The sequence below is a fragment of the Heyndrickxia acidiproducens DSM 23148 genome (assembly GCF_000374345.1).
Taxonomy (GTDB): Bacteria; Bacillota; Bacilli; order Bacillales; family Bacillaceae_C; genus Weizmannia; species Weizmannia acidiproducens.
This window is the reverse complement of sequence record NZ_KB893981.1, coordinates 75,674-97,236: the sequence shown is the minus strand read 5'-3', so window position 1 is coordinate 97,236 and position 21,563 is coordinate 75,674. Positions and strand designations below refer to the sequence as shown.

The following is a 21,563-nucleotide window of genomic DNA, read 5'->3' as shown; positions in this document are numbered from 1 at the left end:
ACCTCCCGCGGTAAGACGATTCCCTTTCATTCCATGCACCCGTACCATTTACGCCTCCACATCCGGATAGCTTTTGGGCTTTGACTTGTTTGGCAGTCTTACCCTGTAAGAGTACGCCTGATGGTATTCGTGTTCCTCGGGTCAGAATTTTGCCTCCAGCTTCCTTCAGATTCCACTTCACAATGGACACCCTTGCTCTTGGCTAATGGTTGGTCGCTATCTACCCCCATAGCGGACTTTCGCCGCCTAGCGAATCGTCATGCGCGGCGCACCAAAAGGAAAAAGCATCAAACCATGCTTTTTCTGTAAAAAAAAAAAAATTAAGTTTTCCCTTATCTCTTAAAATTCCAATCATCGGATTCATAGCGTGTTTTCGCCAGATGCTCCACATAGGCGAGTTGCGCATGATTCAGGCTGTACGGCCGCAAATCAATATCCAGCCCTTCCTGAAACCCCCGGTAAAAAGCTGCCTTCGCTTCATCGAAAGTAATCCGTTTCGGGCTGATTTCATTGATCGCGACGGCTTTATCCTTAAAACTTCCTTTCATTCTTTCTCTTACTCTTTCATTTGGAAACTTAAATAGACGAAACAGCTTGTCCGCTTCCACATCAAGCAAAATCGAGCCGTGCTGCAAAATCACGCCTTTCTGCCGTGTCTGTGCGCTCCCGGCTACCTTTCTGCCTTCTACAACCAGTTCATACCAGCTCGGCGTATCAAAACAGACGGAGGTATGCGGCTTTTTTAACCCGCTTCTTTCTTCTTCTGTTTCCGGCACCGCAAAATACGCATCAAGCCCGAGCGCTTGAAATCCTTTCAGCAGCCCTTCCGAAATTACCCTGTAGGCTTCCGTTACCGTTTTCGGCATATCCGGATGCGATTCTGAAACAATCACACTGTATGTAAGTTCGTGTTCATGGAGAACAGCCCTCCCCCCTGTCGGTCTGCGTACAAACCCGAGCCCGGAAGCTTTCACCGCTTCCAAGTCAATCTCTTTTTCCGCTTTTTGAAAATAACCGATCGACAGCGTTGCGGGATTCCAGCCGTAAAAACGGATGGCCGGCCCGATTTTCCCTTGGCTGTGCCAGTCCAGGAGCGCTTCATCCAGTGCCATATTAAAAGATGGAGAGCAATAACCGGAATCGATAAAATTCCAAATTTCTTTTCCCATTTGTACCCCTCTTTTTAAAAAATTTACTTTACCAGTTTAGCAGAAATCGCTTCAAAAAAACAAAGGACAGGTACGGATTCAAAAAAATTTTGATTAAGCGCCCGATCACGAATATAATAATAGATAGGGCAAGAAGGTAGAAGGGGGGCAAGCAGATTGTCACAAACATTGTACACAGCCATCATCGTCATCGTTGCGGTTGCCGCCTATACACTGGCCAGTTACTACAGGCAGAAAAAAATCCTGACAAGCCTGACGGAAGAGGAATTTAAAGCAGGCTACCGCAAAGCGCAGTTAATAGATGTCCGGGAACCGAATGAGTTTGCGAACGGGCATATTTTAGGCGCCCGGAATATTCCGCTGTCTCAATTAAAAATGAGATTAAAAGAAATCCGGCCCGACAGACCGGTTTACTTATATTGCCAAAACGGCACACGTACCGGACGTGCGGCGCAGATGCTTTACAAAAACGGCTGCCGCGATCTGTATCAATTAAAAGGCGGCTATAAAAACTGGACAGGAAAAATTAAAACAAGTAAATAAAGGCAGGAAAATACCGCAGCTATTTAGCCGCGGTATTTTCTTTGCTTTCATTTACTTGACTTTTTATAGCGCAGCACCGGTTTTCGCGCCGCCCTGGTTTCATCAAGGCGTTTGACGATTGTTGTGTGCGGCGCTTCCTGAACGATTTCCGGATTTTCTTCCGCTTCTTTTGCAATTTGGATCATTGCATCAATAAAAGCGTCCAGCGTTTCTTTTGATTCTGTTTCGGTCGGCTCGATCATCATGCTTTCTTCAACATTCAACGGGAAGTAGACAGTCGGCGGATGGAAGCCAAAGTCCAGCAGCCGCTTGGCAATATCGAAAGTCCTGACCCCGAGCTTTTTCTGGCGCCTGCCGCTAATGACAAATTCATGTTTGCAGTGCCGGTCGTACGGCAGGTCGTAGTAAGGTGCAAGTTTTCTCATCATATAATTGGCATTGATGACAGCATTTTCGGTTACCGCCCGCAAACCATCCGGACCCATCGACCGGATATACGTATAGGCACGCACATTAATGCCGAAATTCCCGTAAAACGGTTTGACCCGCCCAATCGACTGGGGCCGGTCATAATCGAGAAAATAGCGGCCGCCTTCTTTAGCAATCAGCGGTTTTGGCAAAAACGGAACCAAATCCTTTTTCACGCCGACAGGGCCGGAACCGGGGCCGCCGCCGCCATGCGGGCCGGTAAAGGTTTTGTGGAGATTTAAATGAACGACGTCAAAGCCCATATCGCCAGGGCGGGCTTTCGCAAGCACGGCGTTTAAATTGGCGCCGTCGTAATATAGCTTGCCGCCTGCCCCATGGATAATTTCCGCGATTTTTAGAATCTGCTCTTCAAACAATCCGAGTGTATTCGGATTGGTCAGCATCAGCGCCGCGGTATCTTCCCCGGCCAGGCTCCGCAAGTCGTCCAGATCGACAAGCCCGTGCTCATTCGATTTCACAGTCACCGTTTCAAACCCGGCAACTGAAGCTGATGCCGGATTGGTGCCGTGGGCTGAATCGGGGATGATGACTTTTGTGCGTTTCGTGTCGCCATTTGCTTCGTGAAAGGCGCGGATCAGCATCAGCCCTGTCCATTCGCCGTGGGCGCCGGCTGCAGGCTGCAGGGTAACCTCATCCATGCCGGTGATTTCGATAAGATGCTGCTGCAGGTCATACATGAGTTCAAGTGCCCCCTGTACAGAATCCTCTTCCTGGAACGGGTGAATATTTGCAAAACCAGGGAAGCGTGCAACCGTTTCATTAACTTTCGGGTTGTATTTCATCGTGCATGAACCAAGCGGATAAAAGCCTGAATCCACGCCATGGTTATGTTTGGATAACAATGTGTAGTGGCGGATTAAATCCAGTTCAGAGACTTCCGGCAGTTCCGCATCCGCATGTCTGATATACTCCTTTGGAAAAACATCCGCCAAATTGGCTTGCGGTACATCCAGCTCCGGCAGGCTGTAGGCGATTCTTCCGCGCTTTGAGCGTTCAAATATCAAGGGCAGTTCCTGGTTAGGCATGGCAGCATTCCCCCAATTCTTTCACAAATTGATCGATCTCTTCTTTTGTCCGCATTTCCGTTACAGCAACAAGCATATGGCCGCGGTAGTCCGGGTAATCGCGGCCGGCATCATAACCGCCGATTATTTTCTTCTCTAATAAATAGTGGTTGATTTCTTTTATGTTTTTTGGCATTTTGACGAGAAATTCATTGAAAAACGGGGCATCAAATGCAGGTCGGAAACCGTGTGCTTTCAATTTCTTTCTTGCATACTGCGCTTTTGAAATATTGGCAAGCGCCATCTCTTTTACGCCTGTTTTCCCAAGTGCTGCCATCGCAACAGAAGCAGCCAGCGCATTCAATGCCTGGTTGGAACAAATATTTGAGGTGGCTTTATCACGGCGGATATGTTGTTCGCGCGCCTGCAACGTCAGCACATACCCCCTTTTCCCGTTTTCATCAACCGTTTCACCGACTAGGCGCCCAGGCACTTTGCGCATCAGCTTGGTGGTCGCCGCAAAGTAGCCGCAATGCGGACCGCCGAAAGCAGCAGGTATCCCAAATACTTGGGCATCGCCGATCACAATATCTGCCCCGAATGCTCCAGGCGGCGCCAGAACACCAAGTGCCAGCAGATTAGCCGAGACAACAAACAATGCTTGATGGGCGTGTGCGATTTCCCCGATCTCTTTTAAGGCTTCAAGCGAACCAAAAAAATTCGGATACTGGACAATCACAGCTGCCGTTTCTCCATCGATTTTATTTTTGAGCGCTTCGAGGCCGGTTTGGCCGTTTTGCAATGGGATTTCCTCAATATCGATGCCCTGCCCCCGCGCATACGTATGTAAAACCATCCGCGACTGCGGGTGGACCGCCGCCGAAACCAAAATTTTATTTCTGCGGGTATGTGACGCACTTAGCATTGCCGCTTCTGCCAGCGCAGTGCCGCCGTCATACATCGATGAATTGGCCATATCCATTCCGGTTAGTTCGCAAATCATCGTTTGAAACTCAAAAATTGCCTGCAGTTCCCCTTGCGAAATTTCCGCCTGGTACGGCGTATATGCCGTATAAAATTCAGACCGTGAAATCACATGATCGACTACTGCAGGAATATAGTGATCATAAACACCTGCTCCCAGAAATGATGCATATTGTTTCAGATCCGCATTTTTTGCGGCAAGCGCAGCCAGTTCTTTCAGGAGCGCGGTTTCTGATTTTGCTTTTTTGATCTTGTAATCGCCTTTAAATCGCACGGTTTCCGGTATGTCCGCAAACAGTTCTTCCGCGGAAGCCACGCCAATATCCTTGAGCATTTCCTGTTTATCTTCTTCCGTCATTGGCAAATAACGATGTATCATGCTTATACGCCCCCATTCTTTTTCCGCTTGTAAAATGGTGTTTGAACAACTTTGGCTTTCACTCTTTTAGAACGGATTTCCACTTCCACTTCAGTTCCAGGCTCACAATATGCGGTGTTGATCAGCGCGAGGCCGATATTTTTTTTCAAAGTCGGCGACTGTGTCCCTGTTGTCACTTCCCCAATCAAGCTGTCCCCGGACCAGACCCGGTAGCCGTGCCGCGGAATGCCGCGTTCTGTCATTTCAATCCCGGCAAGTTTGCGCTGCAAGCCCGCATCCTTCTGTTTCTGCAGAGCGGATTTGCCAATAAAATCCGCTTGTTTATGAAGTTTTACGGCAAACCCGATGCCGGCTTCAAGCGGCGTGATCGCATCTGTTAATTCCTGTCCGTAAAGGCATAGCCCTGCTTCGAACCGGAGCGTGTCGCGTGCGCCAAGCCCGCATGGAAGAATCCCGTCTTTTTTCCCGGCGGACAAGATTTTTTCCCATAAAGAAGCAGCCTCTCCACTTTTACAATAAATTTCAAAACCATCTTCACCGGTATACCCGGTTCTTGAGAGCAGCACTTGAAATCCGGAGAGATCCGCGCCTACCGTAAAAGAAAAAGCCGGAAGTGCAGCTGCATTAAAATCAGGCATCAATTTCTGCACAATTTTTACGGATAACGGGCCTTGTACCGCCAATTGCGCGATTGAGTCCGATAGATTTGAAATGGCCGTCTCTTTTGTGCGATGGCGCAGCAGCCATTCCAGATCCTTTGTGATATTGGCGGCATTGACGACCAATAAATAGCGTCCTTCATCCAACTGGTAAATCAAAAAGTCATCCACCGTACCGCCGTTTTCATTACACATCACTGTGTACTGGGCCTTTCCCGGCTCTAATTTTGACACATCATTGGTGGCCGTTTTCTGCAAAAATGCAAGGCTGCCCTTTCCCTCCACAAGGATTTCTCCCATGTGCGAAACATCAAATAATCCTGCTTTGGTACGTACGGCTTCATGTTCTGCTTTAATTCCTGAAAATTGGACAGGAAGCTCCCAGCCGCCAAATGCGGTCGTTTTTGCGCCGTATGTTTGGTAAACATTAAACAATGGTGTCCGCTTTAAATCCGACACATTCTCTCCTCCGTTCAATTTTTATCTCAGATATACCCGTATAAATAAACCAGTCCGGCCAGCCCCTCCCGGCTATTCAAAACAAAAAAACAGAGAATATTCCGTTAACTGAACGAAATATTCTCTGTCCTGGCACCTGAAAGTTTACCGAATGGTTTTCCCCTTGGGTGGCTTACGATTTTGCAAGCACTCTCCAGAGCTGCGTCAAATTAAGAGTCTTTTTGCCTGAGAGATTCACAACACTTCTGTTTGCTCCTTCGGCGCTGCACGATAGCAGTCTCTCCCCTTATTCTCATCCGCCAATATTCAATTAAAAAACGGGCATACTACGAATAAATCATCACCAGCCGGCACCCCGGGCAGCTGGACATTGTGCTGCCCGTGCCGCACGTGCCAACTATTTGCATGATCAAAATACAATAAACCCAACTTTCAGTTTCATCGTATCATTAAACCAATAGTAAAATCAATTTATTTTTTAAAATGTGCAAATACAGGAAAAACAGATCTTTTTTCACCTGGCAAACGCCCGTTTCAAAACCGGCGGCAAATTTGCGATACAGTTTGTCTTTTGCCTTCACCCGCCTCCAGTTTACATGCTGGGCAAGAAAGGAGCCGATGCTTGAATGGATGTAAAAATAGAGTTTGATCATTCATGGAAAGACGGATTACTGGAACGTTATCAAAATGACGGGCCATGGGGGAAATGGGCGCTTTATAAACTGGCAGTGGAAATGGAAAAGCAGCTCATTATCCCGGAATTTGAAGGCTTGCAGGCACCAAAACACCTTGTCAATGTCAAACCGCTTCCCCATCAGTTGGAAGTGGCGCGCCAGGTGGTCGAGAAAATGAACGGGAAAGCGATTTTGGCCGATGAAGTCGGGCTTGGGAAAACGATTGAAGCAGGGCTGATTTTAAAAGAATATATGATCAGGGGGCTCGTTAAAAAAGTGCTGATCCTGGTGCCGGCATCGCTCGTTTCGCAATGGGTGGCCGAATTAAACCAAAAATTTCACATTCCCGCTGTCGGCCAGCGCAAAAGCTATATGTGGGACCAGTATGATTGCATTGTTTCTTCTATCGATACCGCCAAAAGAAGCCCGCACCGGGAAATCATTTACAAACAGCAATATGATCTTATTATTATCGATGAAGCCCATAAACTGAAAAACCCGAACACGAAAAACTATGAATTTGTCCAAAGCTTAAAGAAAAAATTCTGTCTTCTCCTTACCGCGACGCCGATTCAAAACCGGATCGATGAAATCTTCCACCTTGTTTCATTATTAAAACCGGGACATTTAGGAAGTGAAACGAATTTCAGCAAAAAATATAAAAAAGGAGACCGCCAAGTCCGGGAAGATGAACATTTAAAACAGCTTGTCAATAAAGTTATGATCCGCAACCGCCGGGCAAATACCGGCATTGAATGGACGAAGCGGCATGTGGAAACGGTGCTGATCGATTTCAGCAAAGCGGAACGGGAATTATATGATGCCCTGATGATGCTTAAAGATCTTGACGGCGGTTATACCACCGCTGGTTTTTCGCTCTTAACCTTGCAAAGGGAAGCCTGTTCCAGCAGGGAAGCCGTATTTGTTACATTAAAGAATCTATTGAAAAAAACGGAGCAGCCTGCTCCCGCCCTGGAAGAAACGGTTGCAGCGCTGATCCGGAAAATCGAAGCGGTCCATTCCAATTCAAAGGCGGAAAAAGCACTCGAACTTATCAAGCGGATCGATGATAAAGTGATTATTTTTACGGAATACCGGGCAACGCAAATTTACCTGCAATGGTTTTTAAAACAGCACGGCATATCCTCTGTCCCTTTCCGCGGCGGCTTTAAGCGCGGAAAAAAAGACTGGATGCGTGACTTGTTTCAAAAACATGCGCAGGTCCTGATTGCGACTGAAGCGGGCGGCGAAGGGATCAATCTCCAATTCTGCCACCATATGATTAATTTTGATTTGCCATGGAACCCGATGCGGCTCGAGCAAAGGATCGGCCGTATCCACCGTCTCGGTCAGGAAAGTGATGTCCATATTTATAATTTCGCGACAAAAAACACGGTAGAAGACCATATTCTCAAATTACTTTACGAAAAAATCCATTTGTTTGAGCGGGTTATTGGGGCATTGGATGATATTTTGACACGCCTCGATTTTGGCAGTTTGGAAGACCATTTGCTCGATGTTTTCCAAAAATCACATTCAGAAGGGGAAATGAAAATCAAAATGGAGAATCTTACACAAATGATTGAATTTGCGGAGTCTATCCGAAAACAGGAGGAAAGCGGGCATGCTTCAGGAAGAAATACATCAATATCTTGAAAACTTTTTCCGTGCCAATGATTGTGAATTTATCGAGAACCAGCCTGGCTATTTGAGTGTCCGGCTGACCATTGATCTCGATAAGGCGTTAATGAACCGCCCGTTTTACTGGACGTATCTGGAGAAAACGGGCGGCGTGCCGAATCCGATGTCCGTGACATTTATTACAGACCCGCAGCATGCACCTGACAATCTAAAAGGGGAAGCCATCCATTTCGGGGCGCCGCGCTTGAACCAAATTTTCCGGACAACGAAGGAGCTTGCACGCTTTATCAGGCTGTTTGAAGAAGTTGGTGCGCAAGGAAAAAAAACGCCGTTGTATCCGTGGCTGGCGATGAACCTGAAAGTTTCTTATCAATGTGATTTAAAAAAAGATGTTTTTCGTTCGATAGGATTAAATTTGATCAATGGCCGCATGGTGGAAGACTTTCAGGATAAACTTGATGCGCGGCAGCTGGTCCCGAAAATCCCGGATTACTGTTTTACCTTAACCCCTATGATTTTGCCCGGGAGCGGTATCAACCGGATTGAAAATTATTTGCGGCAAGAATTGGAAACACAATCGCACGGCTGGGCGGAAGCAGCCGTTGAACGCTGGAATCAGGATCTTGCGCTGCTGGATCACTTTTATGCAGATATGGAAGAGAAACCGGACGCCTATGCCATCGAGAAACAGGCCCTCAAGGAACAGTATGAACCGAAAATTACGATTGAAACAACCAATGGCGGGCTTTTTTACCTGAAAGATCCCTTACTGTGAGAATAGCGCAAGCGCGTTGGCCGGCCAAAAAAGCTTTCTATATAAAATGAACTAAACTTTGCTGCTCTGTTGCCTGCTGCAAGACGGAGTAATCATGCAAATAAATGCCAGGTCATGATGTAAAAACTTAAGTTCATTTTATATAGCCTGTTGGAAGGTTTGGTTTGCAGCTTTAGGGGCTTGGCGCAGGACAATTCCAAAGTCCAAAATTTCAGACTTCCTTTCCACAAACAAAGAAACCGGCAGCTTCCCATGTACTGCCGGCTTTAAAAAGATTATTATTTTCTTTTAAAAAACAGGAAAAAGAAAGGGAGAATGCCGAACCACCGTGTCATAAACGGCGTCATTTCCTGTTTTTTCAGTTCCTTTTTCTGTTTGCGTTCGGTTTTTGGCGTATTCATATGGTGCATAAAAGTTTGCGTCATGTATTTTACGTAGTCGTTTGTCGACATAAAGGCCACTCCTTTATATGCGCCATTATGCCCGGAATAACCTTATTTTATTCTTCCGGCAATCAGTTGCACAACCTGTTCCACCGTTTTATCTGAAGTATCGATGATGATATCGGCGCAGGCTTTGTAAAAAGGAAGGCGCTCCTGATAAAGTGCGATCATTTCTTCGCGCGCACGGTTAAACGCCAGCGGCCTGGCCGGGTCATCCTGGACGCGGGCAATCAGGATGTCCGGGTCACAGTCAAGAAAGCAGGTAAACCCGGACTTTTTTAAACATTCGCGGTTTTCCGCACGTGAAATAATCCCGCCCCCGGTTGTAATGATGCCCCGGAATGCAGCCGAACGCTTTAATATTTCCGATTCTTTTTCCCGAAAATACATTTCCCCCTTGCTGGCAAAAATCTGTGCGGCCGTCATGCCCTCTTCTTCTTCAATCCAAGCGTCCAGATCAAGTGCTTCCATTTGCAGCTGCTTCGCCAAAGCCCTCCCGACGGTTGTTTTTCCTGCTCCCATAAAGCCTATCAAGTAAATATTATTTTTCATTTTTCCTCCCACCGGACTATTCTTTTTTCTGTTTGGTTATATCGTATCTCACTTTCAAATTCTTCACCAGTATCATTTTTGATGAAGAGGGAAATGGCTATATCTCCATCCGATTCAGCGGTCTGGTATGTGACCGTACCATTTGAAAACTGCAGGGTACCTTTACTGTTTTCGCCACCGCTTTCCATGATGCCTCTGATATCCCGCAGGGCAAGCAGTTCCATTGTATTTCTTTGATAATATTCCGTTATCAGCACAGCATACTTCTTTTCGTCCAAATAGATTTCAACCGCTGCAAAAATGGCCGTGCACACCAGCAATGACAAGATGATTGCCATCGGGAATATAAAGCCTTTTTCCCGGTTCATGAAGCATCTCCTCCCGAATCTCCGGACGGGCGGGAAAACGTAAAGCTGGCTGTTTCTTCTGACCGGTCGAGAAACTGCACCTGCATGAAAACACCTGAGCCGGTTTCCTTGACATGGACGAATTTAATATTTTGAAGGACAATTTCATGGCCTTCATTGTCCACCGTACGCCGCAAAAGCTGCCGGTACTGCCCATATTCGACGTTCCTGCCGTCCACCCTTAAGCGCAAAGTATTACTGTTATCAACGCTAAGCGCCTCGCTCATTCTGATTTCCTTCCGCAGCTGGATGAGAAAAATATTCCATTCGTACGTTTCTTCCGGCATCAGTACCGCATTGACCTGGCCAAATGTTTTGAGCGCCAGCGGGAACATGGCAAAAACGGTTGCCGTTACCATAAGCACAAACAGACTTTCTATTAATGTAAAACCCTTTTGGTTATTCTTCAGAAACACAGACCTCCTTTGTTTCGTAGGAAACGCACGCTTTCTTTTCCTTGTCTTCGATGTGAAATACAAATCGCGTTCCGCCCCTTTCTTCCTCTGTTTCTTCTGCCTTGCCAGTCATGATCCACTGTTCTGTTTTTTCATACAATATTCTTGCCGCTGTCATCTCTTTTTTTGATTCCTGCCAACTTTCCATAAGCTCCATTACCGCCGGGAACAGTGCCGTCGCCATCATACAGAAGATGGTGAATGCCGCCAGTACTTCAACCAATGTGAATCCTTTTTCATTCCTGTACATAAAATCTGCCGCTCCCAATATGGGTAACCAGTTTGATTTTTTTACCGCCCGCCTGGAAATAAATCGTTCCAAATTGATTGACTGTTCCGTCGGGGCCGATTTTGTAAGCGGAAAAGGTGCCGCTGCTCAACAATTGTACGTTTTCCGGCAACAGCCGTTTCACAATATAGACCCTTTTTTTCACATCAAACATCTGATACGAATTCTGATAAAACTGGATATAAATATTGGTTTGATTGGCCATGGCGCTTGTCTGCCCCAAGTACAAATCGCTTTTCAGCTGGTTCATAAACAGTTTCCTTTCCATAGTATGCTGAACCGGCTTGAAATTGGCAGCAGCCAGGGAGGTGACGCAAGAAACGACAAGCAGCACCACGAGCATTTCGGGCAGTGTAAAACCCGCCTCTCCTTTTACCCGGTTCACTTGCTGACCTCTGTCACATTCCCGCTCGCATCAATGGACACACTGTTGCCGTTCGGGCAGCTTGTTTTCGATACATAGCCCCCATCCTTCAATTGGCTGATGCTGGTTGGAAATGCGTTATGATCCATTTCATATGCCTGCACCTGTCCCTGCACCATGGCCACAAATGCATCGCAGCCTTTGTTGTTGATCGTGCTCGTATGCTGCGAAATATTCGGGATCATCAAAAACAACAAAACGGTGATGACGAGCAGAACAATTAACATTTCAATCAATGTGAACCCTTTCTCATTTCTTAATAAGGACATCAAATCCCTCTCCTTTCAGCATTCTATTTTCTATACCGCATCGATCATTTGGAACATTGGAAACAGAATCGACAGATAGATGGCGACCAAAAAGACACCGATCAGCATAAACACAACGGGCTGGATGATTTGAAAAGCATTCTGGGCTTTTTCTTCCATTTTTTTCAGGCTGATCCGGCTGAAGTAATACAGTTCACGGTCAAGGCGGCCATTCTTTTCCCCGTGGCGGACCAGTTCGACAAACTGGTTTTCAAGAAAATCAACAGATGAAAGGGCAGCTGAAAAAGTCTGGCCTGCCAATAGTTTTTCGCGGAGCAGAATCGCTGTATCCCGCAACAGCGGCCTGAAATTTTGCGATTCCATAATATGGAGGATTTCGTAGATGGAAAATCCGCTTTTTAGGAGAAAACTCCATTCCCTGGCTAAAAACTGGCTGTAATAGTTTTTATAGTAAAAACGGTACACAGGGATTTTGGACAGCCATGCCGCCCGCTTAACAGGAAGTTTTTTCTTCAAATAAACATAGAGGCATGACGCTGCAGCGGATAAGAAAAGCAGCAGAGATAAAAGGATGATCGGAGCCTGTTCAATGGCGTTCAGAAAAAACTTCAGGCTTCCTGGGGGCGTATAGTTTAAAGCTTGATAAATACTTTCAAACTGCGGCAGCAAAATATTTCTGACCAAACCGGCAACCAGCACTAAAATGACCATTAACAAAAGCGGATACCGGATCAGTTTCCAAAGCGTTTGCCTATCCTCATGCTTTTTTAATAAATATTGGCCTGCTTCTTTTAAGGCAGGGATCATCTCCCCGTGTTTCTCCGCAAAATAGATTTGCGAGCAGGCATTCGCATCAAAATGGTGTTTTAACAGGACTTCGTGGAGCGGCATGCCGTTTTGCAGCTGCTTATTCATCTGTGATGTTTGTTCTTTTGAATCTGCATACTGAAGAAATTGGATGGCATCTGAGATCGCAAATCCATTGCCAAGCATGTCACTGATCCGGATTAAGAAGCGGCCCTGAGCCTTGATGCTCCTTCGTTTCTTCCTCATCGGCAATCCAGCGGGTATATTCTTCATGAGAAATGTAGCCAAGCGCAATCCCCTTTCGCAACCATTCTTTCAGTGTCGGATAATGATAACAAACAGCTTCCCCTTTCGCTTCCTGGAGCGCCTTTTGCAAGTTACGCCCATATAGCAATTCATATACAGCCGCCTGTTTGTTTTGCCGGCGGTGCACACAAAAAGGCGAACAACGCCCTCCGCAAACAGGGCAAAGCAGTGTAATCAGCCTTTGCGAGCTGACCGCAAGCAATGTTTGTTCAATTTCATGATGGGGTACCCCGAACTCCATCAATCTGTAGATGGCTCCCTTTGCATCCCTTGTATGCATCGTGCTCAGCACCAAATGCCCCGTCAGCGAGGCGCGGACAGCAATTTTCGCTGTCTCCGCATCCCTGATCTCACCGACCAGAATAATGTCGGGGTCGTGGCGCAAAATTGCTTTTAATCCTGTACTGTAAGTCATCCCGGCTTTTTCATTGACCTGTACCTGCAGGAAAGCTTCCGTCTGCTTTTCAACGGGATCTTCCAACGTAATCACATTTCTCATCAATTGTTTGGAACAGTGCTCGACAAGCGTGTACATCGTTGTCGATTTGCCGCTGCCGGTTGGTCCGCTGAAGATCAGCATGCCATGCGAATGCCTGATCAGCGCCATTAATTTTTTTCTGCTCGATGGAAAAAGGGAAATCTGGTCAATTTGTACGCTTCCTTCCCGGGGGAGAATCCGGATGACCAGGCTTTCTTTAAAAAGGGAGGTAGGGAGAGTCGAAATTCTTAAGGAGATGGTCTGCTGCGGCAGGTTTAGCTCGAAAGAACCGCTCTGTGGCTTGCGTTTTTCGCTGATATCCATGTTTGACATGAACTTCAAATGGGAAATCAGCCTTTCCCCGGTTTTCGGCGCGAGGTTACGGTGGGGGTATAACCTGCCGTACTGCCGGAACTGGACATGGTAACTGCGCTGCTTCGGAACAATGTGAACATCCGTTACTTTGTTTTTAACGGCTTGTCCGAGCAGCAATTCCACTATTTTTTCTATTGACATGCTTCATATCTTACCACCTTTCTTTTTGGTTATATTCCTGATTCGACGGCATTTCTCAAAATCCTGCATAAAAACAAATTTTTTTAAAAAAATTTTTACAAAAAGTTCAACCATTTGTGAACGTTTTTTGAAACAGTTTAAATTTGTGATATTTATCACATATAGGGGCATATTTATCATTTATAATATGGATATTATTAAAAATGCAGAGGTGTTATAAATGGAACCAACACTAAAAGTGATCAACGCACTTTCAGACCCGACACGTTACTCGATTTACCAATTTGTCCTGAAAAAAAGAGGAGACGTTTCCGTACAGGAAGTGGCAAATGAATTTAACATCCACCCGAATGTTGCACGGCTACATTTATCAAAATTGGAAGATGTGAAAGTCATCCAGTCCGAATTAAACAAAACAGGCAAAGGCGGCCGTCCCGCAAGGCTTTACAGGAGCTCGGAACAAGTCGTTGAGCTTTCCTTCCCGCACCGCGAATATAAACTGCTTTCCAATATCCTGCTGGAAACCCTTAATAAAATGAAACTGGCAAGCAGTGATCTTTTAAAAGATATCGGAAAACAGTACGGGAAACAAATCATCGAAAACATGCTGAAAAACATGAATAAAACCAAAGCAGAACTGAGTTATGAGGAAAAACTATCTGTTTTGGCCAGCGTTTCCAGCATGGATGGTTATTGCATCGAAACAACACAAACTGACCATGCCAATGAAATGGACTATCATGTTTACAACTGCCCGTTTAAAGAACTGATCAATCATTCTCCTCAAGTGTGCGAAATGCATATTGCCTATATACATGGGCTGTTTGAAGCACTCTTCGATGACTTTGACCTGAAACAGCACGAAACAATGCTGCATGAGTGCAGTGAATGCGTATATCATGTGAAAGTTGCAAAAGTTGCGAATTAATGATCCGCTTTATTTACACCCCTTCTTTTTTCCCTTATAATAATTTTGATGGACTTTAAAGAAGGGGTGGTGCTTTTGGATCGAATGTACAGGGTATTAGGGTTCTGGACAGGAATCATGGCGGTGATGTTTTATTTGGGGGACATGAATGAAACCGCTTTATTATTCCTTGCACAGACCGGCTTTTTTGTACTCGTCAGCTATTTAAAATTATCAGAACGCATGTATATGTACATTTTCGGAGCTTATTTGACCATTTTCTTCGCGGGCTTCACTTATTACACGACTTTTATGCTGACACCGGGAGCCGGGGGATGAAGTGAAATTTTCGAATCATTTTTTGATAAACAAAATCGGCGAACGGTTCGCCGATTTTGTTTATTCCTGTATGAATGGATTTTGGCTGGTTTCTTCTAAAACGGTTGTCACAGGACCGTGGCCCGGGCACACCACTGTTTCCCCGGGCAATGAAAGCAATTTTTCATGGATACTGGTGAGCAGCTGCTGATGTTTTCCCCCGTAAAGATCTGTCCTGCCGATACTGCCGGCAAATAAGGCATCCCCTGAAAAAACGGTGCTGATTTCCTGAAGCCAAAAAGAAACACTTCCCGGAGAATGGCCGGGTGTTTCAAAAATTTGAAAACGAAAAGAACCAATTTCAAGTGTTCCCTCCTTCTCCAAAATCCTATCTGCAGGATTTGTGCGAATTTCTCCCATCCGAAAAAAAAGGGAGCCGTTCTTACGCGGATCCATCAGCCAGTCTGCTTCCTTCTGATGGACACAGGCAGGAATCGCGTTCGCCGTTCTCACTTCATCGAGCGCCCCGATATGGTCAAAATGGGCATGGGTAAGCAAAACAGCCAATGGGCGCAAGCCGCTTTCTTCAATAAAAGCCTGAATTTTCTCCGCTTCAGCACCCGGATCAAAAATGATGCACTCTTTTTGATCATTCCATAATATGTAACAATTGGTTTGGATCGGACCTAAAGGCAGCTTTTTCCACTGCATTTCATATCCCTCCTCCGTCCTATTTTACCACGATTCCATTGCCGGGTGACAGATGGATTTTTCACAGGATCTTCAGCACAGCCGATTTTTTTCTCTCGACAAATATTCTGCCAAATTATAAAATAAGAATAATTGTATGCCTTTTCATGTTTTGTTATATATACGGGAAAGGGGGCGCCTATGGGAACTGTCATTTTGTTTGGGCTTGTAACGATTCTTGCTTTTATTGGCATGATAACGGCTGTGAAAAAGAAAAACGGACTCGGATTTATGTTTGGCTTCATCACGTTTGCCCTTTTCGGCTGGTTTACCGTGATGACGGTTGTCCACTCCGGTTATCCGGCACTGACTTAAAAGATGCGGCAATGGAAGAAAGCGCAGGCAGCGGCTTGCGCTTTCTTCCTGTTTGCTGCCCCGGTTTTTTCCAAGGATCCTACAGTCAAAAGTACGGGAAAACCATTGCGTCCGGGCCGCGCCTCTGCCAGGACGGTTTTTAAAAAGCAGTATGCAGTCGCGGTATGGATACCAAGCCTATCCTATATTTTTTACAAGCCAGGCAGCGCCGATCACACCGGCGTCATTGCCAAGGGCCGCCAGTTCAAGAACCGTCGATTTTGCAACCGTATTAAAGGCATATTGGGAAAAAGACGCCTGCAGCGGTTTTAACAGTGTATCCCCCGCTTTTGCAACCCCGCCGCCGAGGACGATTTTTTCAGGATTTAACGTATTTGCAATGTTTGCGAGCGCGAGCCCCAAATATTTTGCTGTTTCCTCTACGACTTCCAGCGCAAGCCGGTCGCCGCCAGCCGCAAAGTCGAAAACATCTTTCGCCGTGACATTGCCGCTGTTTGTATAATGGTCTTTTAACAGCGAACTGCCGGCAAATAAAGGCAGCCGCCTTTTCACCGTTCTGACAATCCCGGTAGCAGAGGCAACCGTTTCAAGGCAGCCTGTTTTTCCGCAGTTACACTGTTCGCCGCCTTCCGGGATAACTGTAATATGCCCGATCTCCCCTGCTGCTCCTTTTGCGCCGTGAATGATGTTTCCGCCTGTGATGACCCCGCCGCCGACACCTGTCCCCAATGTGACAAGCACCAAATCCTTTGCGCCTTCCCCGGCACCTTTCCACATTTCACCAAGCGCGGCGACATTCGCATCATTGTCAATCACCACTTTTAAGCCGGACAATTGCTGCAATGTCGCTGTAACCGGATAGTTTTGCGGCCAGCCGATATTTACGGACTCATAAATAATGCCTGTCTCCATATCAACAGGGCCGGGCACACCGATGCCAATGCCTTCAATATCTTTTTGATCCCGCTTCAGTGCGGTTAATTGCGCAGCGATTGAATTGGCAATATTGGGAAGGATTTCTTTTCCCTGTTCAGATGTGTCAGTCGGAATTTCCCATTTGTGCCTGAATTCACCCTCACTGTTTACGAAAGCCAGTTTTGTTGTCGTGCCCCCTAAATCAACACCAACCATCCATTTTTCCGCCATGTGTCTCACCCTCGATTTCGTTTCTCTTTTTCTTTTCTTTTTTCCTGTCTGATGATCAGTAAAGCCATTTCAAAATCCCGCGTTTCGACCAATTTGGACTGGTACAACCCCCTCAGTTCCAGTTCCATTAATTCGAGATCGGCCATGCGGTTCCCGATATAAACAATAATACCAAATTTCTTTAATAACTGCTGGACATCATAAAGCGTTCTCATTCTTACCCAACTTTCAATTTCAAAAAATCGTTTCAAGAAAAGTATAGTCAATTGTGCAGCTTTTAACAAGCATGAAAAAAAGTCAGCCATTCCTCATAAAAACCCGTACACCGCATATCGTTTTATAAGGATATTACATTGCCGGCGCTTGTACGCATAACAGCAGGACAAGCCGCCCTGTGTTCCGAGGTGAATCCGATGGCCAAAAGGCGCTCATTTGTTTTTCTCATCTGCATCATCTGTTTGTTTTCTGCTTATCTTTTTTGGCCGCATGCTGCAAAAGAAAGCATTCTTTATTTTCCAATTGATGAAGGGACCACATTTTCATTATCCAGTACAACGCTGGAAAAAAAGGCCGCCGTTTCCGCAAACAGAATGATACTGCGGTGGTCGGTACAATCGATATTGGAGAAAAATGCTCATCTTCGCCAGGATATCGGGCTGGTTTTTGCAAACGGCCGCCTGTACAGTACGATTGGCGAAAAAACGTGGAAAAAAGATACCAGCTCCCTCTTTCAGGCGAAAGATCTTACCGTACAGGAAAGCACCCTTTTACAGGCTGTATCTTTCCACTACGGGGAATTGCATGAAGGCAGTTCATTCAAAAGCGCACAAAGTATGTCAGCTGCAACACGTTATGCCGTCCTGTCCAAATTCAGCCCTCCCATTACTTTTTCTGTTCCAAAGTCGCGGGCAGAAAAGGAATGGCAAAACACGTTAACGGCCTATACGGATGACAGGCTGCAGGCAGTATGGCAAAAAGGAAAAGCGCAGTACAAACTTGACGTTCCCGGGCTGAGTGCAATTCCGCTTACCGAAATTGCAGCCTGGCAAACCAAAAGCCTGCCCGGCCTTGACCGCGCCCGGACGCAAAAAGTGATCGGCCAGCTGTGGGAGGGCCTGTATAAAAACTATGTCCTCGGCATAAAAAACGGGAACAGCCCGCCGGAAACGCCAATCGGCAGTTATGTTCCCCTGATTTTAATCAACAGGCAAGCCGCGATGCTGTATGTACTGATCCCGGACCGCCATCTGCAATTTGTGCTGCTGAAACAAAAGATTTCGTAAACACTACGCTCCGTAAAAACCCAGGTAAAGCAGAAACGCTACTGCCAAAACGGTGACGGCTGATGCACCAATTTGTACCGGAATCCGCTTCTGCTTTGGCAGATGGACAACCGCAGCAGCAAGGAAGCCGCCGGCAAGGCCGCCAATATGGCCAAAGTTATCGATCCCCGCAGCCGCAAAGCCGAAAACGAGGTTGACGATCACAAGCATAATCACACTTGAACCCATCGTCCGGAAAAATAAATCGCGATAAGCCGTTCCGATATAAAGCAAGGCGCCGAATAATCCAAAAATGGCGCCGCTTGCCCCGGCCGAAATATGGGTGCTGAACAAGAAACTGGCCAGGCAGCCGCAAAAGCCGGCAAACAAGTAAATCCAGACAAAACGCAGCCGTCCGTAAATTCTTTCCACAAGCGGCCCGATATAATACAAAGAGAGCGAGTTCATCAACAGATGCAGGATACCAATATGGATAAAAACCGGCGTAATCAACCGCCAATATTCGCCTTCAATAATTAATGGATTATATTTGGCGCCGAACCGGATCAAATTTACCGTGTTTTGCGTCCCGCCTGCAAACGTCATAACCACAAACACGGCAATTTGAACGGCTAGAAACAGATACGTAAAGAACGGGGTGCCTGCATTAAACAATTGTTTTTCCTGTTTATTTTTCTGCAATGCCGCTTCTAGTACCGTCCGTTTTAACAATGCCGTATCTTCATCCGTGTAGTGATTGGCAAGTGCAATTTCAAGATCCCCGCTCATCAAACTGTTCAGCTGCTTCAACCCTTCTGTAAACTGTTCGCCTTCAAAAAGGATGGTATGTACTGCCGCTCTGCCTTTATTGACTTGCAGCGGTTCTTTTATATAGGAACTGTAATCATCAACAGGCGCATATTCGCTGACATACACGTTTAATACACGAAGATTATTTCGGCCCAGCTGCCGGCAGAGACTCTCCGCCTGCGCGCCTGTGTCTTGTATATCCTTGTATAACCAATTGCCCCAGTCAAGATCATATCTTAACATGCGCACGAATGGGGCCCTTTTATTTGCAGTATTCTCCAGCCACATTTCATCATGGCCTTCACTTAAATGGATGATCCGGTACCCTTTTTCGACCACAAAATAGTGGCCCAGTCTCCAAAACAAGAAATCTTCCCGGCTGCTCACAATTTCCCCTGCCTTTTCCTAGGTCTTTCTTTATACTATAACGAAAAAAAGGATGGTATGTAAAGGAATTCAAGCATTTGCACCCATCCTTTTCGAAACCGATTTGCGTTTATTTCAATACGGACTGCATGATGCGTGAGCGAAAACCGGGGATCCGCATGGCAGATGCCACCGCCCATTTTCTTAAAAAGTAATTGCCAAGCACCACATTCAAAACGCGGTAACGGTTCCTGTAAACTTCCGTAACAAACATCAGCACTGCCAGCCATTTGAGCAAACCATTCATAATGATTCCTCCCTGCACCGTTATTCAAGCGGAGCCTGGCCCGGGGGCCGGATGCCTCCGCTCTTATTAGTCTTCCAATGCAGAAAGATTTTATCCCAACATAACGGGCAGCAAGGCTTCGGGCTCGAACGGTGCAAGCTTTACTTTATTTTTCTGTAACGATTGAACCAATCGGGATATCATGGCTTTCTACGGCAAAATCGGCAATCATTTGTTCTTTAAATGCAAGCGCCACGGTTTCGCCGGCAAAGTCCGCCAAATACCTGTCATAATAGCCGCCGCCGTATCCAAGCCGGAAACCGTTTTTTGTATACCCCAGCCCGGGGACAACCATTAAATCGATCTCATCCTTCGCAACTTCCTCTGTCTTTTCCACAATCGGTTCGGATAAACCGAAATAAACGGTCTCCAGTTCATCAAAACTGCGCAGTTCCCTGAATACCAGTTGTTTCGGCGCCGGAATACATTTTGGCACACAGATCCGTTTGCCTTCTCCCCAGCCTCTTTTAATCATCGGGATGGTATCCACTTCAGGAAAGCGCGGGATAGTAAGGGCCACCGTATCTGCCTCCTGCCAGGCGCTTGAGGCGAAAAGCCGGCCGGCAAGTGCAAGCGATCTGCTTTCATACTCAGATCGGGGCATTTCCGAAAGCATAGCCTTGATTTGTTTCCGTAATTGGTTTTTTTCAGCAGGCATCCCATTTCCCCCTCGTTTTCTTCAAAATGCAGCGTGCAGCGGGCCGGACAGCAGGCAAAGTGCCGGCTTCGGGATTCTGTTCCGGCATTCCCGGTGAAAATTTATAATGCCCGGCCTCGGACAACGCAGTTTTCCTTACAAAAAAACAGCAGGGAATATCCTGCTGCTTACTTTGTTTCACGATGCACAGTTGCACGTTTGTCTCTCGGGCAGTATTTTTTCAATTCAATACGGTCCGGATTCGTACGCTTATTTTTTGTTGAAATATAGTTACGCTCACCGCACTCTGTGCAAGCTAATGTTATATTTACACGCATGTTAATCCCTCCAAACATAGACATTTCATCAACTATTCATACGACTTTACTATCATAGCATTTTTCCGCATGAAATACCAGCATGTTTTTTCCCAAAAATAAAATTCACTGCGGAAAACTTGTCATGCTGTTTTTTCATTAAACCGGGTTAACTTTTGAGCGGTTTAATGGTAGGATTAGATTGTTTTTCATGCAGCGGCCGGCTGCAAAAAAGATCAGCTAAAGGAGCGAAATGGCGATGGCCGATACGATACTGGTCTTATTGATTTTATCTTCTGTGCTGTTTGTTGTATCCTTATTTCAAAAAGACCGCACGAAGCTGGTGGAACAGGATGTGGAAGACTTATCCATGCAATTCTTCCAGGAAACGTACAAAATAAAGAAAAGGCTGCAGGTGCTGGAAGAAGAATTGCTTTTGGGGGAGCCCCTTATAAATGCAGCCGCAAAAAAGCAGGGCACACGGGTACAAGTCAATGAAATTGTCAAAAACCAGGTGCTGGCCCTCTACGAACAGGGGCTGACCTTTGAGCAGATTGCAAATCAGTCCTCCCTGGCTGTCAAGGATGTCCAGTTGATTATTGCCGAAAACAGGGGCTGACGGCAGATGATGGAACCAGGAGGATGACCAAACTTCATCAGTACGAAA

General features: G+C 46.2%; 29 protein-coding genes and 1 riboswitch. Of the genes, 8 read left to right on the top strand and 21 right to left on the bottom strand.

Annotation, left to right across the window (positions count from 1 at the left end; genetic code table 11):
- A partial coding sequence (locus tag C232_RS20100; protein WP_026314469.1) for a hypothetical protein occupies nt 1–181 on the bottom strand: 181 nt, incomplete at its 3' end.
- A gap of 151 nt (nt 182–332) precedes the next feature.
- On the bottom strand, nt 333–1,169 hold the full coding sequence (locus C232_RS0104090; protein WP_018661562.1) for a lipoate--protein ligase family protein: 837 nt from the start codon (nt 1,167–1,169) through the stop codon (nt 333–335).
- Between the two features lie 156 nt (nt 1,170–1,325).
- On the opposite strand from C232_RS0104090, the gene C232_RS0104085 reads away from it, so the two are divergent.
- Nucleotides 1,326–1,712, top strand: coding sequence for a rhodanese-like domain-containing protein (locus C232_RS0104085; protein ID WP_018661560.1), 387 nt, complete (start codon nt 1,326–1,328; stop codon nt 1,710–1,712).
- A gap of 47 nt (nt 1,713–1,759) precedes the next feature.
- On the opposite strand, the gene gcvPB is transcribed toward C232_RS0104085, so the two are convergent.
- From gcvPB to gcvT, 3 genes are read right to left on the bottom strand one after another with little or no spacing between them, the layout of a single operon-like run.
- Nucleotides 1,760–3,226, bottom strand: a complete 1,467-nt coding sequence (gene gcvPB / locus C232_RS0104080; RefSeq protein ID WP_018661558.1) for an aminomethyl-transferring glycine dehydrogenase subunit GcvPB — start codon at nt 3,224–3,226, stop codon at nt 1,760–1,762.
- Nucleotides 3,219–4,568: an aminomethyl-transferring glycine dehydrogenase subunit GcvPA gene (gene gcvPA / locus C232_RS0104075; protein WP_018661556.1), complete on the bottom strand. Its 1,350-nt coding sequence runs from the start codon at nt 4,566–4,568 to the stop codon at nt 3,219–3,221. Before gcvPA ends, gcvPB begins: the two co-directional genes overlap by 8 nt.
- 2 nt (nt 4,569–4,570) lie before the next feature.
- Nucleotides 4,571–5,686 carry a glycine cleavage system aminomethyltransferase GcvT gene (gene gcvT / locus C232_RS0104070; RefSeq protein ID WP_018661554.1) on the bottom strand — a complete coding sequence of 372 codons (1,116 nt, stop codon included), beginning with the start codon at nt 5,684–5,686 and terminating at the stop codon, nt 4,571–4,573.
- 203 nt (nt 5,687–5,889) lie between these two features.
- A riboswitch (glycine riboswitch) is annotated at nt 5,890–5,982 on the bottom strand.
- Nucleotides 5,983–6,312: 330 nt separating this feature from the next.
- Here gcvT and C232_RS0104060 point away from each other — a divergent pair.
- Together C232_RS0104060 and C232_RS0104055 are read left to right on the top strand one after the other, a co-directional pair.
- Entirely contained in the window at nt 6,313–8,016 is a 1,704-nt protein-coding gene (locus C232_RS0104060; RefSeq protein ID WP_018661550.1) for a DEAD/DEAH box helicase, read from the top strand.
- Complete coding sequence (locus C232_RS0104055) at nt 7,985–8,776, top strand: YqhG family protein (RefSeq protein ID WP_018661548.1); 792 nt, start codon at nt 7,985–7,987, stop codon at nt 8,774–8,776. Before C232_RS0104060 ends, C232_RS0104055 begins: the two co-directional genes overlap by 32 nt.
- A 278-nt stretch (nt 8,777–9,054) precedes the next feature.
- On the opposite strand, the gene C232_RS19225 is transcribed toward C232_RS0104055, so the two are convergent.
- From C232_RS19225 to comGA, 9 genes are read right to left on the bottom strand one after another with little or no spacing between them, the layout of a single operon-like run.
- Complete coding sequence (locus C232_RS19225) at nt 9,055–9,228, bottom strand: YqzE family protein (protein WP_018661546.1); 174 nt, start codon at nt 9,226–9,228, stop codon at nt 9,055–9,057.
- 42 nt (nt 9,229–9,270) lie between these two features.
- The gene (locus tag C232_RS0104045) at nt 9,271–9,771 is read right to left on the bottom strand and encodes a shikimate kinase (protein WP_018661544.1); all 501 of its coding nucleotides are present in this window, start codon (nt 9,769–9,771) and stop codon (nt 9,271–9,273) included.
- Entirely contained in the window at nt 9,768–10,139 is a 372-nt protein-coding gene (gene comGG / locus C232_RS0104040) for a competence type IV pilus minor pilin ComGG (RefSeq protein ID WP_018661542.1), read from the bottom strand. The genes C232_RS0104045 and comGG overlap by 4 nt, the downstream gene beginning before the upstream one ends.
- Nucleotides 10,136–10,594 carry a competence type IV pilus minor pilin ComGF gene (comGF, locus tag C232_RS0104035; RefSeq protein ID WP_026314468.1) on the bottom strand — a complete coding sequence of 153 codons (459 nt, stop codon included), beginning with the start codon at nt 10,592–10,594 and terminating at the stop codon, nt 10,136–10,138. The genes comGG and comGF overlap by 4 nt, the downstream gene beginning before the upstream one ends.
- A complete protein-coding gene (locus tag C232_RS0104030) occupies nt 10,578–10,883 on the bottom strand; it encodes a type II secretion system protein (RefSeq protein WP_018661538.1) in 306 nt (101 codons plus the stop codon). Before C232_RS0104030 ends, comGF begins: the two co-directional genes overlap by 17 nt.
- A complete protein-coding gene (comGD, locus tag C232_RS0104025; RefSeq protein WP_018661536.1) occupies nt 10,870–11,307 on the bottom strand; it encodes a competence type IV pilus minor pilin ComGD in 438 nt (145 codons plus the stop codon). The genes C232_RS0104030 and comGD overlap by 14 nt, the downstream gene beginning before the upstream one ends.
- A complete protein-coding gene (comGC, locus tag C232_RS0104020) occupies nt 11,304–11,615 on the bottom strand; it encodes a competence type IV pilus major pilin ComGC (RefSeq protein ID WP_018661534.1) in 312 nt (103 codons plus the stop codon). Before comGC ends, comGD begins: the two co-directional genes overlap by 4 nt.
- A 30-nt stretch (nt 11,616–11,645) precedes the next feature.
- Entirely contained in the window at nt 11,646–12,668 is a 1,023-nt protein-coding gene (gene comGB, locus C232_RS0104015) for a competence type IV pilus assembly protein ComGB (protein ID WP_081622722.1), read from the bottom strand.
- A complete protein-coding gene (gene comGA, locus C232_RS0104010) occupies nt 12,610–13,722 on the bottom strand; it encodes a competence type IV pilus ATPase ComGA (RefSeq protein ID WP_018661530.1) in 1,113 nt (370 codons plus the stop codon). Before comGA ends, comGB begins: the two co-directional genes overlap by 59 nt.
- Nucleotides 13,723–13,942: 220 nt before the next feature.
- Here comGA and C232_RS0104005 point away from each other — a divergent pair, with 220 nt between their 5' ends.
- A complete protein-coding gene (locus C232_RS0104005; RefSeq protein WP_018661528.1) occupies nt 13,943–14,650 on the top strand; it encodes a helix-turn-helix transcriptional regulator in 708 nt (235 codons plus the stop codon).
- Between the two features lie 75 nt (nt 14,651–14,725).
- A complete protein-coding gene (locus C232_RS0104000) occupies nt 14,726–14,968 on the top strand; it encodes a DUF2626 domain-containing protein (protein WP_018661526.1) in 243 nt (80 codons plus the stop codon).
- A 60-nt stretch (nt 14,969–15,028) separates the two neighbouring features.
- On the opposite strand, the gene C232_RS0103995 is transcribed toward C232_RS0104000, so the two are convergent.
- A complete protein-coding gene (locus C232_RS0103995) occupies nt 15,029–15,658 on the bottom strand; it encodes an MBL fold metallo-hydrolase (protein WP_018661525.1) in 630 nt (209 codons plus the stop codon).
- 180 nt (nt 15,659–15,838) lie between these two features.
- On the opposite strand from C232_RS0103995, the gene C232_RS19220 reads away from it, so the two are divergent.
- Nucleotides 15,839–16,012: a DUF2759 domain-containing protein gene (locus C232_RS19220; RefSeq protein ID WP_018661523.1), complete on the top strand. Its 174-nt coding sequence runs from the start codon at nt 15,839–15,841 to the stop codon at nt 16,010–16,012.
- A 177-nt stretch (nt 16,013–16,189) separates the two neighbouring features.
- On the opposite strand, the gene C232_RS0103980 is transcribed toward C232_RS19220, so the two are convergent.
- Complete coding sequence (locus C232_RS0103980) at nt 16,190–17,158, bottom strand: ROK family glucokinase (protein ID WP_018661519.1); 969 nt, start codon at nt 17,156–17,158, stop codon at nt 16,190–16,192.
- Nucleotides 17,159–17,163: 5 nt separating this feature from the next.
- Entirely contained in the window at nt 17,164–17,373 is a 210-nt protein-coding gene (locus C232_RS0103975) for a YqgQ family protein (RefSeq protein WP_026314467.1), read from the bottom strand.
- A 138-nt stretch (nt 17,374–17,511) separates the two neighbouring features.
- Between C232_RS0103975 and C232_RS0103970 the strand changes: the two genes are divergently transcribed.
- The gene (locus C232_RS0103970; RefSeq protein ID WP_018661515.1) at nt 17,512–18,441 is read left to right on the top strand and encodes a hypothetical protein; all 930 of its coding nucleotides are present in this window, start codon (nt 17,512–17,514) and stop codon (nt 18,439–18,441) included.
- Nucleotides 18,442–18,444: 3 nt separating this feature from the next.
- Here C232_RS0103970 and C232_RS0103965 read toward each other — a convergent pair whose 3' ends face one another.
- From C232_RS0103965 to rpmG, 4 genes are all read right to left on the bottom strand, one after another.
- Entirely contained in the window at nt 18,445–19,617 is a 1,173-nt protein-coding gene (locus tag C232_RS0103965) for a rhomboid family intramembrane serine protease (RefSeq protein WP_018661512.1), read from the bottom strand.
- 109 nt (nt 19,618–19,726) lie between these two features.
- Complete coding sequence (locus tag C232_RS19980; protein WP_018661510.1) at nt 19,727–19,903, bottom strand: hypothetical protein; 177 nt, start codon at nt 19,901–19,903, stop codon at nt 19,727–19,729.
- A gap of 145 nt (nt 19,904–20,048) precedes the next feature.
- Complete coding sequence (locus C232_RS0103955) at nt 20,049–20,600, bottom strand: 5-formyltetrahydrofolate cyclo-ligase (RefSeq protein WP_018661508.1); 552 nt, start codon at nt 20,598–20,600, stop codon at nt 20,049–20,051.
- Nucleotides 20,601–20,767: 167 nt separating this feature from the next.
- Entirely contained in the window at nt 20,768–20,917 is a 150-nt protein-coding gene (gene rpmG / locus C232_RS0103945; protein WP_018661504.1) for a 50S ribosomal protein L33, read from the bottom strand.
- A gap of 238 nt (nt 20,918–21,155) precedes the next feature.
- Between rpmG and C232_RS0103940 the strand changes: the two genes are divergently transcribed.
- Entirely contained in the window at nt 21,156–21,515 is a 360-nt protein-coding gene (locus C232_RS0103940) for a hypothetical protein (RefSeq protein ID WP_018661502.1), read from the top strand.
- Nucleotides 21,516–21,563 lie beyond the last annotated feature (48 nt).

Bases quoted from the DNA above. Each gene is read 5' to 3' on its own strand.
- C232_RS0104090 (WP_018661562.1), bottom strand. From the start codon at position 1,169: ATGGGAAAAGAAATTTGGAATTTTATCGATTCCGGTTATTGCTCTCCA.
- gcvPB (WP_018661558.1), bottom strand. From the start codon at position 3,226: ATGCCTAACCAGGAACTGCCCTTGATATTTGAACGCTCAAAGCGCGGA.
- gcvPA (WP_018661556.1), bottom strand. From the start codon at position 4,568: ATGATACATCGTTATTTGCCAATGACGGAAGAAGATAAACAGGAAATG.
- C232_RS0104060 (WP_018661550.1), top strand. From the start codon at position 6,313: ATGGATGTAAAAATAGAGTTTGATCATTCATGGAAAGACGGATTACTG.
- C232_RS0104055 (WP_018661548.1), top strand. From the start codon at position 7,985: ATGCTTCAGGAAGAAATACATCAATATCTTGAAAACTTTTTCCGTGCC.
- C232_RS19225 (WP_018661546.1), bottom strand. From the start codon at position 9,228: ATGTCGACAAACGACTACGTAAAATACATGACGCAAACTTTTATGCAC.
- C232_RS0104045 (WP_018661544.1), bottom strand. From the start codon at position 9,771: ATGAAAAATAATATTTACTTGATAGGCTTTATGGGAGCAGGAAAAACA.
- comGG (WP_018661542.1), bottom strand. From the start codon at position 10,139: ATGAACCGGGAAAAAGGCTTTATATTCCCGATGGCAATCATCTTGTCA.
- C232_RS0104030 (WP_018661538.1), bottom strand. From the start codon at position 10,883: ATGTACAGGAATGAAAAAGGATTCACATTGGTTGAAGTACTGGCGGCA.
- comGC (WP_018661534.1), bottom strand. From the start codon at position 11,615: ATGTCCTTATTAAGAAATGAGAAAGGGTTCACATTGATTGAAATGTTA.
- comGB (WP_081622722.1), bottom strand. From the start codon at position 12,668: ATGAGGAAGAAACGAAGGAGCATCAAGGCTCAGGGCCGCTTCTTAATC.
- comGA (WP_018661530.1), bottom strand. From the start codon at position 13,722: ATGTCAATAGAAAAAATAGTGGAATTGCTGCTCGGACAAGCCGTTAAA.
- C232_RS0104005 (WP_018661528.1), top strand. From the start codon at position 13,943: ATGGAACCAACACTAAAAGTGATCAACGCACTTTCAGACCCGACACGT.
- C232_RS0103995 (WP_018661525.1), bottom strand. From the start codon at position 15,658: ATGCAGTGGAAAAAGCTGCCTTTAGGTCCGATCCAAACCAATTGTTAC.
- C232_RS19220 (WP_018661523.1), top strand. From the start codon at position 15,839: ATGGGAACTGTCATTTTGTTTGGGCTTGTAACGATTCTTGCTTTTATT.
- C232_RS0103980 (WP_018661519.1), bottom strand. From the start codon at position 17,158: ATGGCGGAAAAATGGATGGTTGGTGTTGATTTAGGGGGCACGACAACA.
- C232_RS0103975 (WP_026314467.1), bottom strand. From the start codon at position 17,373: ATGAGAACGCTTTATGATGTCCAGCAGTTATTAAAGAAATTTGGTATT.
- C232_RS19980 (WP_018661510.1), bottom strand. From the start codon at position 19,903: ATGAATGGTTTGCTCAAATGGCTGGCAGTGCTGATGTTTGTTACGGAA.
- C232_RS0103955 (WP_018661508.1), bottom strand. From the start codon at position 20,600: ATGCCTGCTGAAAAAAACCAATTACGGAAACAAATCAAGGCTATGCTT.
- rpmG (WP_018661504.1), bottom strand. From the start codon at position 20,917: ATGCGTGTAAATATAACATTAGCTTGCACAGAGTGCGGTGAGCGTAAC.
- C232_RS0103940 (WP_018661502.1), top strand. From the start codon at position 21,156: ATGGCCGATACGATACTGGTCTTATTGATTTTATCTTCTGTGCTGTTT.